The sequence below is a fragment of the Candidatus Dormiibacterota bacterium genome (assembly GCA_035544955.1).
Classification (GTDB): Bacteria; Chloroflexota; Dormibacteria; order CF-121; family CF-121; genus CF-13.
In genome coordinates this window covers 77,120-88,556 of the sequence record DASZZN010000009.1, presented here as the reverse complement: position 1 = coordinate 88,556, position 11,437 = coordinate 77,120, and the positions used below count along the sequence as shown (strand labels likewise).

The window sequence follows — 11,437 nt, the reverse complement described above, 5'->3', positions numbered from 1 at the left end:
TCCTACGCGGTCTGCTCGGGTGCGATCTCCTCGAGCTCTTCTTCCGAGTACATCTCGGGCTCCATGCTGAGGTTGACCGACTTCTCCGTGATGACGCATCGTTTGACCTCCGGGCGTGACGGAACTTCGAACATGGAGTTCAAGAGGATGTCCTCGATAATGCTCTTCAGCCCGCGCGCGCCGGTGCCGCGCTGGAGCGCCTTCTTGGCGATCGCGGTCAGCGCCGCCGGCTCGAAGACCAGCTGGACGTCATCGAGCGCGAAGAACTTCTGGTATTGCTTGACGAAGGCGTTCTTGGGCTCGGTGAGGATCCGGATGATGTCCGATTCGTCGAGGTAATCGAGGGTGACGCCGATCGGCAGCCGGCCGACGAATTCGGGGATCAGGCCGTACTTCAACAGGTCCATCGGCTGGAGCTGCTTGAGGATCTTGGTCGTCTCCTTGGTGCGATTCGAGTGGACCTCGGAGCCGAAGCCGATCTGCTTGTGGCCGATACGGTGCTCGATGATCCGCTCGAGACCGTCGAAGGCGCCGCCGCAGATAAAGAGGATGTTGGTGGTGTTGATCTGGATGAAGTCCTGGTGGGGATGCTTGCGGCCGCCCTGCGGCGGGACGTTGGCGATGGTCCCCTCCAGGATCTTCAGCAGGGCCTGCTGCACACCCTCGCCCGAGACATCGCGGGTGATCGAGGGGTTGTCCGACTTGCGGGCGATCTTGTCGATCTCGTCGATGTAGATGATGCCCCGCTCGGCGCGGGCGATGTCGAAGTCGGCGGCCTGGATCAAGCGGAGCAGGATGTTCTCGACGTCCTCGCCGACGTAGCCGGCCTCTGTCAATGAGGTGGCGTCGGCAATCGAGAATGGGACGTCGATGATCTTGGCAAGGGTCTGCGCCAGCAGCGTCTTACCGCAGCCGGTCGGGCCGACGAGCAACACGTTCGACTTCTGCAGCTCGACGTCGCCCGCCATCTTGCTGTGGGCGATGCGCTTGTAGTGGTTGTAGACGGCGACCGAGAGCACGCGCTTGGCGTGGTCTTGGCCGATGACGTACTGGTCGAGCGCCGCGTTGATCGTCTTGGGGTTAGGAATCAGCCCGCCCTTGGTGCGTTTCTGCGAGGTGGTCTTGGTGTCCTCTTCGAGGACCTCCTGGCAGAGATCGATGCATTGATCGCAGATGTAGACGCCGGGACCGGCGACCAGCTTGCGCACCTGCGACTGGTCCTTCCCGCAGAAGGAGCAGCGCGTGTGCCGGCGGCGATCCTCGCGTTCGTTCATCGGGACGTCTTGGGACCTTCCCGTTCGGGTTCGGGCCGCGGATCCGGCCGGCCACTGCCGGCGGTGCTCAGCTCGAGACGGCCATCCTTGGCGGCGGGGTCGCTCGGGCGGGCGGTGCTGAGGATGATGTCGTCGATGATGCCGTAGCCCTTGGCTTCTTCGGCACTCATGAAGAAGTCGCGCTCGGTGTCGCGCTCGATCTTCTCGATCGGCTGGCCGGTGTGCTGCGCCAGGATGTCGTTGAGGGTCTTGCGAATGCGCAGGATCTCCATGGCGTGAATCTGGATGTCCGAGGCCTGGCCCTGGAATCCACCCGACGGCTGGTGGATCAAGATCCGGGTGTTGGGCAGCGCGAAGCGCATCCCCTTGGTGCCGCCGGCGAGGAGCACGGTCGCCATGCTGGCGGCCAGGCCCATGCAGACGGTGGAAACCCTGGGGCTGACGTAGCGCATCGTGTCGTAGATCGCCAGCCCGGCGGTCACGACGCCACCCGGGCTGTTGATGTAGATGTTGATGTCCTTGTCGGGGTCTTCCGAGGCGAGGAAGAGCAGCTGCGCCATGACGACGTTGGCGACCTGGTCGTCGATGGGAGTGCCGATGAAGATGATGCGGTCCTTGAGTAGCCGGGAGTAGATGTCGAAGGCGCGCTCACCGCGGTTGGTGGTCTCGATGACCATGGGGATGAGGGCTTCGGGACGCCGGCTGAGCCGTTCGAAATTCATGCCTGGCTCTCCTGTCGTCATTATAGGGTCCAATTCTTACAATCCAGTCTTCCGCGTACTCACTTTTGAATACGCATTCGGTCAGCGTCCTTTCTTCTGCCGGGTCCGCTTCTCTCCGCCCGACGCCGATTTCCCCGCACTCTCCAGCTCTTTCGCTTCCGAGGGCGGCTCCATTGTATCGGAAGGTTCTGGGGCTGCCACACTGCTCAAATAGTCAATGGTCTTCCGCATCAAAAGCTGGTGCCGGAAGTAGGCCCGCACCGGGTCGGCGGTGCGCAGGTCCCCGTGCCGATGACCGGCGTGATCCTCCTCGGCCAGGGCGTTGGCGACCGCCTCGTCCACCTCGGCGTCGGACACTGTTACGCCCTCGCGCTCGGCGACCGTTTCCAGAGCGAGCTCGAGCCGAACCTTCTGCACCGCTGCGGGGCGCTGCTCCGCCTTGAGCACCTCCGTCGAGGTGTTCGTGTACTCGAGATACCGCTCCATCTTCACGCCTGACTCCTGCAAGCGAACCTCCAGCTCCCTGATGCGGCGTGAGACCTCGCGCTCGATGAGCGCCTCAGGGACCTCTGCCTCCATCCGCTCCTCCAGCGCTTTGAGCACATCGTTCTCGAAACGCTGTTCGTCGGCCTGGTGTGCCGCCTCCTGCAGCTCGTCGTGGACCTCCTGCCGGAGCTCGTCAAACGTCTGACCTCGTCCGACCTGCTTGGCCAGCTCGTCATCCAGCGGGGGCAGCCGGCGTTCCTTGATCGTCTTCACGGTTATGCGAAAAGCGACGTTCTGGCCGGCCAGATCTTTCTTGGGGTAGTCGGCCGGGAGCGTCAGCGCGATGTCACGGGTCTCGCCCGGCGCCTGCCCCAGCAGACCTTCGGCAAGGCCAGTGATCAGCCGATCCTTATCGACCTCGAGCAGCGCCTCGGTCTCGCTTTCGCCGATCAGCACCGCCCCGGATTTGATGATGTGGGTATCGATCGTTAGAAAATCGCCGGCCTGCACCGGCCGCTCGACAGCATGCAGCTCGGCGAACCGCGCGCGCAACCGCTCCAGGGCCTCGTCGACCTCCTTGTCGCCGATCTCGCTGCGCGGACGGGGGACCCTGATGTCCTTGTAGTCCTTGAGCGTGATCTCGGGCTTGATCGAGACGGTTGCCGTGAATTTCATCGGCTGGCCGCGGTCGAACTGTTGCACCTCGACGCGAGGCACGTCGATCGGATCGAGGCCGGCCTCGTCGAGCGCTGAGTTGTACGCGGTTGGAAGGATCAAGTCAAGGGCCTCCTGGCGGAGCGCCGGCCAGCCGATCTCCCGCTCGACCATCGGTCGCGGCGCCTTGCCCGGCCGGAAGCCCGCAATTCGGACTCGCGGCGCCAGCCGGCCATAGGCCTGGTCGATCGATCGCGAGACCTGGTCGGCATCGACTTCCACCGAAAGAATGACCTGCGAGCCAGGTTTACGCTCGGTATCGACTTTGACCGCGGCCACGGGTTTTACGCTACCAGTTCGCCGCAAATTCGCAAACGGCCGAGTGGACGACCCAACTGGACGATAGACTCGACCGGTGACGGCGGCGTCCCGGCTCCTTCCAAGCGGCGGCCACTGCACAGGTTGCAGGTCGATTTGGGATTTCCTCGGCAACATCCTCATCGCGTTCATCATCGCGGGCGTGCTCATCGTGCTTTCCGTCTGGTGGCAGCGCCGCCGACGACGGTCGATTCGACGTTCACGTAACGCCGACCGGCCGCACCGCGAGTAGCGCGGGCTACACGGGGGACGGCTGCGGAAGCTCGCGCAAACGTGGAAGCGGCGAGAGCCAGACTGGCAGTGAGGCCAGCAACGACCCCAGCGCCGCAAGTACGATCGTCTGCCGGAGGCCGATGGCGCCACCCAGGAGGCCACCAATCACGCTTCCGACGGGGATCGCTCCCCAGCCAAGCAGGCGCATGGACGCGTTCGCACGGCCGAGCAACGCCGGAGGCGTGATCGCCTGTCGCAGGCTCAGGTTGTTGACGGTCCAGACCACCGCGGCGACGCCATAAAGGAAAAAGCCAGCAGCAACCAGGGGCCCGGCGAGCGCTCGTGGGCCGAAGGCGTAGAGGAGTGGGCTGGCGGAGGCCAGCACCGCGGCGACGCCGATAGTGCGGCCAACCCCGAGGGCGGCGCTGACGCGACCCGCGATGAGCGCGCCGACCACGAAGCCGACGCTCCCGAGAGAGAAGATCGTCCCCACGGCGCCCGCACCAAGCCCAACCTCGCGAACGAGGTAGAGGAGCAGGACGGCGAAGACCATCCGCCCGAATAATTGCATCAAGCCGGCGGTCATCGCCATCGCCAGCAGGATCGGCTGCCGCCAGACGAACCGTAGACCATCGGCGATCTCGCGGCGGACACCCACCTCGGCTTCGGTTCGCACCGGGGCCGGTTCTTTTCGGCGGATGCGGAGCAGCAACCCTGCCGAGGCCATGTAGCTGACCGCGTCGATGGCGACCGCGATGGGGCCGGTGAGCAGGCTGATCAGTGAGCCGCCCAGTGCGGGACCGATGACCGAGGCGCCCTGCTCGCTGACCTGTAACCGACTGTTGGCCATGATGAACTGGTCGCGATCGACGACTGCCGGCAGGTACGACTGGTAGGCGACGTCGAACAGCACCGTGAACGAGCCCACCAGGAAGCCCACGACGTAGAGCTGCGGCAGCGACAGAACGTGCCAGATGGCCGCCGCGGGAATCGAGAAAAGGATGAACGCCCGGGCGAGGTCGCTCGCGATCAGCACCGGTCGACGACGCAGGCGATCGACCCACACCCCGACCACCAGGCTCAACAGGAGAATCGGCAGGAATTGCACCGCGTTCAGGACACCGATTTCGAAGGGCGCGGCGTGCAGGGTTGTAATCGCAATGAACGGGATGGCGAGCTCGCTCACCTGCGTGCCAAGCTGGCTCACCGAGGTCGCGAGCCAGAGGTTTCTGAAGCCGCGGTCAGGCATCGATGACTTCGTCGACGGCAGCAGCCACGGCGAAGAATCCCGCGAGGTCGGCAGCGCCAACCCGCCCGCGCACCTCCGCTTCGAACCCGTCGAGCACCTGGCGGACCGTCATCGCGGCCCGCTGACCCGCAGGCGTTAGCACCAGGAGTAGGGAGCGTCGATCGGTGGGATGGCGCGAGCGTTTGATCAGCCCACGCGTTTCGAGCCGGTCGAGTACTCCCGTAAGCGTCGACGGCTGGATACCGAAAGCGCGCAGTAGATCGGCTGGCGTCTGGCCGCCTTTTCGGAGGTGCCAGAGGACATGAACCTCCAGGTCGGTTACGTCGAGCTGAGCAAGACGCTGCTGCACGTAGCGGCCCGATCGCTGCCCGAGGCGTTCCAATTCTCGGAGCACGCGGCGGCCGGCCTCAGGCTGCGGTTTCGCCATAAAGTCCCAAACCGCATTATACGAAACCGAACTATCTGCGAGAGGGGGGCCCATCCTCGGCCGCGGTGCTAGCCGCTTGGGCTCAGGCTAGGGAGGGCCGGCCCATAGGGACGGCCCTTTCGTGAGTCAGATGCCCGTCACGGTGCAGGTGATGGGCGGGAACAGTTGCCCCGCCGGAAGGATGATGGGCTTGCCCCGTCCAAGCTCATGGTCTGCGACTTGATGAGCCAGCACGATGGTGAAGGTGACCACGATGCTCTGTCCCACAGCGAGCCCGGTGGTCGTGTACGACCACTGGACACGCCAGGCATCGAATGGCTCAAAGTCAACCGGCAGCGGAAAGACGTCGGACTGCACGGCCGTCACCGGCTGCCCATCGATCGTCATGACCCCGGTCGCAGCGTTCGCGAAGGCTTGCGTGTTGCCGCGTGTGGCCATTGCCCATCCCGACACCAGTGTCAGCGACCCGCCCGCTGGTACCGAGACCTTCCCGGTTGGGCAGCCGCCCGGGATGCGTACGGTCGGATCGTCCGCGTAGGCAGACGTCGCCAGCAGTCCAAGGGCCAATAAGTTCAGCACCAGCACGATCAAACGGCTGCTCTTGGCTCCCATCGCCAATCCCTCCTCTTCCCATTCCGGCCAACCAGCGTCTGCGCGGCGGATGGTACACGGCGCAGACGCTCCAGCAATACACCCGTCCGCTGTGGCTGTCAAGGCTCGTGCGGGCGAGAGGACTCGAACCTCCATGGCTTGCGCCACACGGTCCTAAGCCGTGCGCCTGTACCAGTTCGGCTACGCCCGCAGGCAGCACCAAATATACCCACGTAACATGACCTGCCATGAGCCGCCTCGTCATCGCGCGCGCGGTTTCTGAGGCGATCGCCGCTAGCGCACCGGTCGTTGCCCTCGAGTCGGCGGTGATCACGCACGGCTTGCCCAAAGCCGCGGCGATAGACGCGGTCCGGAGCCAGTGGGACGCCTGCGAGAAGGCCGGCGCGATGCCCGCCGTCGTGGCGGTTTTCGACGGGACTCTGCGAATTGGCCTGACACTCGCTGAGTGCGCCGCCCTGGCGGAGCGAGGTGATGCCGTCAAGGTCTCGCCCTGGAACCTTGCCGCGGCGCTGGCGAGCCCCGGCTTTGGCGGTACGACGGTCGCCGCGACCATCGTCGCCGCGGCGCGCTCCGGGATCCGGGTTGTGAGCACAGGCGGCATCGGCGGAGTCCATCCGGGAGACGGCGAGGACGTGTCGTCCGACCTTACCGAGCTCGGCCGGCAACCGGTGTGCGTCGTCTGTGCCGGGCCGAAATCGACGCTTGACGCGGGAGCCACGCTCGAACGGCTCGAGACCCTGGGCGTACCGGTGATCGGTTGGCGGTCGTCATTGCTCGCGGGTTTCCTCGCTAGCTCCGCCGGCCTTCGGGTACCGGTCCGTGTCGAGACGGTGGACGAGTTGGTCGCGATTCTCGCCGGGCACTGGGAGCTTGGCGGATCTGGGGTAGTCATCTGCCAGCCACTGGCGGGCGACCTTGCGATCCCGCGGTCGGAGCTGGCCGGAGACGAGGCGACGACGGCCCGCGGGCCGGTCCGAACGCCAGCAGAGCTGAGCCGGCTGCAGGCTCGCCTCGGCGATCGCGTCATTCGCGCCAACGTCGCTCTGCTCGAGCGCAACGCCGCACTGGCCGCCCTGGTGGCTGCCGCCCTCATCCGCGATGCCTGAGCTCTCGGCCACCGAGGAGCAGCTTCGAAGGCTCAAAAACACCGTGATGGGCGCCGGATACCGCCTATCGCAGCTGGCGCAGTCGGGCGAGCTGCAGGCCGGCGCCTCCACGGAGCTGACCTCGATTACGCGGGACCTGAATGAGGCGGCCGGGCGGTTAGAGCGGCTGCTCGCTGCCCTCCAGCGAGACCGGTAGGGGGTCGGGCCGGACGGCACCAAAGACGGCTCCGGCGGCGACGATGGCAACGATCAGACAGGCCGCGGCGGCCGTAAAGAGCGGGATGACGATGAATGGGCTGGTGTTGTGGCCGGCGGTCAGGTAGAGCGCGGCTGCCAACGTCCAGAACCCCGTAAGGGAGGCGGCGAGCCGCGCCCATTTGGGGGCGGCCTTCAGATAGCGCTCGTGGGTGCCGAGCTCCAGCGGCAGCCGCTCCGCCCAGTCCGGACGGAAGGCCCAGGCCGCCGCCAGGGCCGCCCAACCCGCGGCATTGAGCAGGGCAAACAAGCTGAGGCCCCCACGAAGCAGATCCACGTCTAGAGCAACGTAGGGATCCCCTGCCTACGTTGGGCGTGGCACGATTGCTACCGAGCCGCTACTCGAGCACGCTGCGCAGCCGATCCGCCGATTCCTCCGCGAGCGTGTCGTTGATGAAGACGCCGGCCCCCGATTCGGACCCCGCCAGGTACTTGAGTCGCCCCCGGTCGCGCAGGATCGGATAGAACTCGACATGCAGGTGCGCCTGTGCGGAAACCTCCCCGGGCGACTGGTGCATCGACATCATGTACGGCATCGGAAGCTCGAAGAGGCGGTCGTAGGCGCGCGTGACGCGCTGCATCGCCGTCAGGATTGCCCGGCGACCGGCGGGCGGAACGTCCGGAAGGGCGGCCCGATGGGCGCGCGTCGCGACGTGGACCTCGTACGGCCAGCGCGCGGCCTCGGGGACGTAGGCGACGATGCTGCCCTCATTGATCAGGATGCGACGTTTTGCGGTTATCTCATCCCGGATCACACGGCATTGGAGACATCCACCGGCGTGCCGGCCCAGTTCGGTCGCCGCCACCGGCGGGACGAACGGATAGCCATAGATCTGCCCGTGAGGGTGGTTCAGCGTTACCCCGACCTGCTCACCGCGGTTCTCGAAGATGAAGACGTACTTGATGCCCCGGCGAGCCGTGAGGGCCCGGTAGCGATCGGTCCAGACCTCGGCCAGACGATCCAGCTCCGCCGACGCCAGCGTCGCGAACGATCCGTCGTGCGCTGCGGTATAGACCACCACTTCGCAGAGGCCGCCCGCCGGCGGCCAGGGCACCATGGAGGGAAAGCGATTCTCGAAAACCGCGGCCTCAAACCGCGCCGCCGGAATCTCGCTGGAGTGCTCCGGTCCCGATGCGCAGAGCGGGCAGTCGGCGCGGTCCGGTAAAAAGGTGCGCGCCTGCCGTGATGCGGCCACCAGCACCCACTCGCGCCGCAACGGATTCCAGCGCCGCTGATAGACACCATTGGGCATCGCCGGCGCCCGGTAGCCGGCTGGCGCGGGCTCGAAGTCGCCGTAGAGGTACACGTGCCGGCCGTCCGGTTGGACGATGTCGGTTCGCACCGCGCGCGGCATCGCGTCGAATCATAAGCGCGGTTCTGCCGCGCGGCGAGAAAAAATGCGCCCAGGAGGATTTGAACCCCCGCACCCGGGTCCGTAGCCCGGTGCTCTATCCAGGCTGAGCTATGGGCGCATCGCGGAGAGGCCCTATTGTAGATCGAATGTCGCCACGGTCGTGTATTTCGGTGGCCCACCGCCAAGTTGGCTGCGCATCAGCCGGACTTGTTGCACGGGAATGTCGCCGAAGGCCGCCCTAGCCCACTGCGTGGACCAGCCAACCAGCACCTCACGTTCAGGCGCCCTCAGCGGCCGGCGGACCCGGCCCAAGGTGAGGTGAGCATTGAAGCGGTCTTCGACGGTTACGCTCGCATTCCGCAGCGTCTCCCCCAGTTCCGCCTGCATGGCGATCAGCTTCGGCAGATCGGCGCCCGCGATGCCAGCCCAGAGCACGCGCGGGCGCCGGATATCGGGAAAGGCGCCGACGCCCTCCGCCGTCAGGCGAAAGCGTTGATGTCGCCCGACGACCGGGGCCAGCGCGGGCTGGAGTTGCTCGACATCGCTGCGCGGAAGGTGACCGAGAAAATGGGCCGTCAGGTGGATTCGTTCGATGGCGTTGATCCGAACGACGTCACGGAGCGGCTCAAGCGCGGCGAGCGGCCCGGTCAGCGCCTCGCGGACGGTTCCCGGAACCTCGATCGCCAGAAAGACGCGCCAGCGCTCGCCCTCATCCGGCACGCGCGCCGACCTTGAGCTCGATCTTCCCGGCGCGCCGCAGCGCCGCCTCACGGTCATCGATGAACTTTGTGAACCAGGACGGCGTGCCCTGAGGACTGTAGAGATCCACCACCGGAGCGAGCACCAGGATGACGGCAAGATGCACCTCGTCGCTGCGACGCTCGAGCACGGTGGCGATCGTGTAGCCCCGGTTGGTGGGGATGATGCCGGTCACACTTCCGGCGGCGAGCGATTGCACGGCGGCCGCGAGCGGCGCCTCCGGGATGTCGACGGGGCGCAGCCAGCCCGCATCACCACCTCGGGTGGAGGTTCCGCTGTCATCGCTCCAGCGGGCCGCCACCGAGGCGAATGCCTGACCGGCCGTGAGCTCGCGGGCGGCGGAGTCAGCCCGGTCCTTCGCCATGGCGTGGAGCAGCGCGACCTCGATCAGCAGGGCGCCTTGATAGGAACGGAAGCTGTCGCTGGTGAAGCCGTTGCGTTGCAGAGCGGCGCTGAAGGACGTCGTGCCGGACTTAACTTTGAGCGCGGCGATGCGCGAATCGACCGCGCCGTTCCCGACGCTGATACCTCGCTTCTCTGCCTCCTGCCGGACGATCTCCTCGCGCACGAGTTGCTCGATGGTGAACGTCTCGAGCCGTTGGGTGGGGATGGGGCTGGGAATGGCTTCCGGGATGCCCGAGAACGGATCGCGATGACGGCTCACCTCGAGTCGCGCCTGGTAGGACTTCATCGAAATGGTGTGCCCATCGACGACCGCCGCCGCCGGTTCCGAGAAGGGTAGCGAGACCGCCGGCGCCGTGCAGGCACTCAACATGCCGCCGATGACGAGGAGGAGGACGCCACGACGCAAAGCGAGGCTCATTACACCACGTTGCGCTCGGGTTCGACGGTGGCGCCGGCGGCAAACCGGTCCGGGGCAAACGCGCTGAGGTCGGCGGGCGGCGCGCCGTCGGCGATCCAGCCCGCCAGCCATTTGCCCACCACCGGCGCCATCATGAACCCGTGTCCGGAAAAGCCGGACGCAATCCAGAGGCCCGCTTGGAGCGGCCCGATCAGCGGTTGGAAATCGGGCGTGTTCTCGTAGAGCCCGGCCCAGGCGGTTTTGACGCGCGCCTCCAGCAGCGGGGGCCAGCGTCGCTGGGCCGCCGCCGTGATGCGGTCGAGGAACGACCAGTCCACGCGCGTGTCGTCGCCGGGGGGCGTCGCCGGGTCGCTCATGCCAAAGAGCACACCATCGCCCTCGGGATGGAAGTAGAAGGAGGTGTGAAAGTCGATTGTCATCGGGCTGTCGCGACGGATGCCGGTAAACGGCTCGGTGACGAAGACCTGGCGGCGCGAAGGGACGATCGGGAGGTGCAATCCGAGCATCGCACCCACGGGGCTCGACCACGGCCCCGCGCAAATCACGGTCTGCGGGCATTCGATCTCGCCGGACGGGGTCCGCACGCCCGTCACCGTCCCACCGGACATCAAGAACGCCTCGACCGGCGTGTCCTCCCGGATGACGGCACCCAGCCGCCGGGCGGCGTTCGCGAATCCGTAGGTCACCTCGTTCGGACCCGCGAGGCCGTCACTGGGACAGAAAGTCGCCCCGCACAGGTCGTCGGTTTGGAGTCCCGCCACCAGGGCCCGCGCCGCGGAGGGTGCGAGCTCGACCACGTCATCGAGGCCGCAGGCGCGCTGCAGCTCGACCGCGTCGTGGAAGTGCAAGCGCTCCTCGTCGGTTGTCAGCAGAAAGAGGTAGCCAACTTGACGGAAGTCGGCGCGCTGCCCGGTCTCCTGGACAAAGCGCGCCAGCAGGCGCTTAGCCTCGATCCCGATCCGGATGTTGATCTCGGTCGAGAACTGGGCGCGGATCCCGCCCGCGCAGGCCGCCGTCGCACCCTGGCCGATCCGGCTGCGGTCGATCACCATCACGCGCCGCCCCGCTAAAGACAGGTAAAAGGCGAGGCTGCAGCCCATCACGCCAGCGCCGACGATGACTAC

The 11,437-nt window shown here is 66.4% G+C and carries 12 protein-coding genes, 2 tRNA genes and 1 pseudogene; 2 read left to right on the top strand and 13 right to left on the bottom strand.

Annotated features, from left to right (window positions below):
- Window positions 1-2: 2 nt before the first annotated feature.
- The 7 genes and pseudogenes from clpX to VHK65_02875 form a co-directional block, all read right to left on the bottom strand.
- Window positions 3-1,274, bottom strand: a complete 1,272-nt coding sequence (gene clpX, locus VHK65_02905; protein HVS05098.1) for an ATP-dependent Clp protease ATP-binding subunit ClpX — start codon at window positions 1,272-1,274, stop codon at window positions 3-5.
- A 122-nt stretch (window positions 1,275-1,396) separates the two neighbouring features.
- A pseudogene (clpP, locus tag VHK65_02900) lies at window positions 1,397-1,996 on the bottom strand (ATP-dependent Clp endopeptidase proteolytic subunit ClpP).
- Between the two features lie 81 nt (window positions 1,997-2,077).
- Window positions 2,078-3,475 (bottom strand): trigger factor, encoded by a 1,398-nt coding sequence (tig, locus tag VHK65_02895; protein HVS05097.1) that lies wholly within the window; start codon window positions 3,473-3,475, stop codon window positions 2,078-2,080.
- A gap of 277 nt (window positions 3,476-3,752) precedes the next feature.
- Window positions 3,753-4,976, bottom strand: coding sequence for an MFS transporter (locus VHK65_02890; GenBank protein HVS05096.1), 1,224 nt, complete (start codon window positions 4,974-4,976; stop codon window positions 3,753-3,755).
- Window positions 4,969-5,403, bottom strand: coding sequence for a MarR family transcriptional regulator (locus VHK65_02885; GenBank protein HVS05095.1), 435 nt, complete (start codon window positions 5,401-5,403; stop codon window positions 4,969-4,971). The genes VHK65_02890 and VHK65_02885 overlap by 8 nt, the downstream gene beginning before the upstream one ends.
- Window positions 5,404-5,529: 126 nt before the next feature.
- Entirely contained in the window at window positions 5,530-6,015 is a 486-nt protein-coding gene (locus VHK65_02880; protein HVS05094.1) for a hypothetical protein, read from the bottom strand.
- Window positions 6,016-6,123: 108 nt separating this feature from the next.
- Window positions 6,124-6,205 (bottom strand) — tRNA-Leu (locus VHK65_02875).
- Window positions 6,206-6,242: 37 nt separating this feature from the next.
- Between VHK65_02875 and VHK65_02870 the strand changes: the two genes are divergently transcribed.
- Window positions 6,243-7,121: a pseudouridine-5'-phosphate glycosidase gene (locus VHK65_02870; protein HVS05093.1), complete on the top strand. Its 879-nt coding sequence runs from the start codon at window positions 6,243-6,245 to the stop codon at window positions 7,119-7,121.
- The gene (locus tag VHK65_02865; GenBank protein ID HVS05092.1) at window positions 7,114-7,317 is read left to right on the top strand and encodes a hypothetical protein; all 204 of its coding nucleotides are present in this window, start codon (window positions 7,114-7,116) and stop codon (window positions 7,315-7,317) included. The genes VHK65_02870 and VHK65_02865 overlap by 8 nt, the downstream gene beginning before the upstream one ends.
- On the opposite strand, the gene VHK65_02860 is transcribed toward VHK65_02865, so the two are convergent.
- The 6 genes from VHK65_02860 to VHK65_02835 form a co-directional block, all read right to left on the bottom strand.
- The gene (locus VHK65_02860; protein HVS05091.1) at window positions 7,279-7,653 is read right to left on the bottom strand and encodes a hypothetical protein; all 375 of its coding nucleotides are present in this window, start codon (window positions 7,651-7,653) and stop codon (window positions 7,279-7,281) included. The genes VHK65_02865 and VHK65_02860 overlap by 39 nt on opposite strands.
- A gap of 61 nt (window positions 7,654-7,714) precedes the next feature.
- On the bottom strand, window positions 7,715-8,731 hold the full coding sequence (gene galT / locus VHK65_02855) for a galactose-1-phosphate uridylyltransferase (protein HVS05090.1): 1,017 nt from the start codon (window positions 8,729-8,731) through the stop codon (window positions 7,715-7,717).
- A 44-nt stretch (window positions 8,732-8,775) separates the two neighbouring features.
- Window positions 8,776-8,849: transfer RNA gene (locus tag VHK65_02850), tRNA-Arg, on the bottom strand.
- 14 nt (window positions 8,850-8,863) lie between these two features.
- Window positions 8,864-9,451, bottom strand: a complete 588-nt coding sequence (thpR, locus tag VHK65_02845) for an RNA 2',3'-cyclic phosphodiesterase (protein ID HVS05089.1) — start codon at window positions 9,449-9,451, stop codon at window positions 8,864-8,866.
- Window positions 9,441-10,313: a peptidylprolyl isomerase gene (locus VHK65_02840; protein HVS05088.1), complete on the bottom strand. Its 873-nt coding sequence runs from the start codon at window positions 10,311-10,313 to the stop codon at window positions 9,441-9,443. Before VHK65_02840 ends, thpR begins: the two co-directional genes overlap by 11 nt.
- A complete protein-coding gene (locus VHK65_02835; GenBank protein ID HVS05087.1) occupies window positions 10,313-11,431 on the bottom strand; it encodes an FAD-binding oxidoreductase in 1,119 nt (372 codons plus the stop codon). The genes VHK65_02840 and VHK65_02835 overlap by 1 nt, the downstream gene beginning before the upstream one ends.
- Between the last annotated feature and the right edge of the window lie 6 nt (window positions 11,432-11,437).

Excerpts from the sequence above, each read along its gene's own strand:
- VHK65_02865 (HVS05092.1), top strand. The coding sequence starts at position 7,114 with ATGCCTGAGCTCTCGGCCACCGAGGAGCAGCTTCGAAGGCTCAAAAAC.
- VHK65_02885 (HVS05095.1), bottom strand. The coding sequence starts at position 5,403 with ATGGCGAAACCGCAGCCTGAGGCCGGCCGCCGCGTGCTCCGAGAATTG.
- VHK65_02840 (HVS05088.1), bottom strand. The coding sequence starts at position 10,313 with ATGAGCCTCGCTTTGCGTCGTGGCGTCCTCCTCCTCGTCATCGGCGGC.
- clpX (HVS05098.1), bottom strand. The coding sequence starts at position 1,274 with ATGAACGAACGCGAGGATCGCCGCCGGCACACGCGCTGCTCCTTCTGC.
- galT (HVS05090.1), bottom strand. The coding sequence starts at position 8,731 with ATGCCGCGCGCGGTGCGAACCGACATCGTCCAACCGGACGGCCGGCAC.
- VHK65_02880 (HVS05094.1), bottom strand. The coding sequence starts at position 6,015 with ATGGGAGCCAAGAGCAGCCGTTTGATCGTGCTGGTGCTGAACTTATTG.
- VHK65_02870 (HVS05093.1), top strand. The coding sequence starts at position 6,243 with ATGAGCCGCCTCGTCATCGCGCGCGCGGTTTCTGAGGCGATCGCCGCT.
- VHK65_02890 (HVS05096.1), bottom strand. The coding sequence starts at position 4,976 with ATGCCTGACCGCGGCTTCAGAAACCTCTGGCTCGCGACCTCGGTGAGC.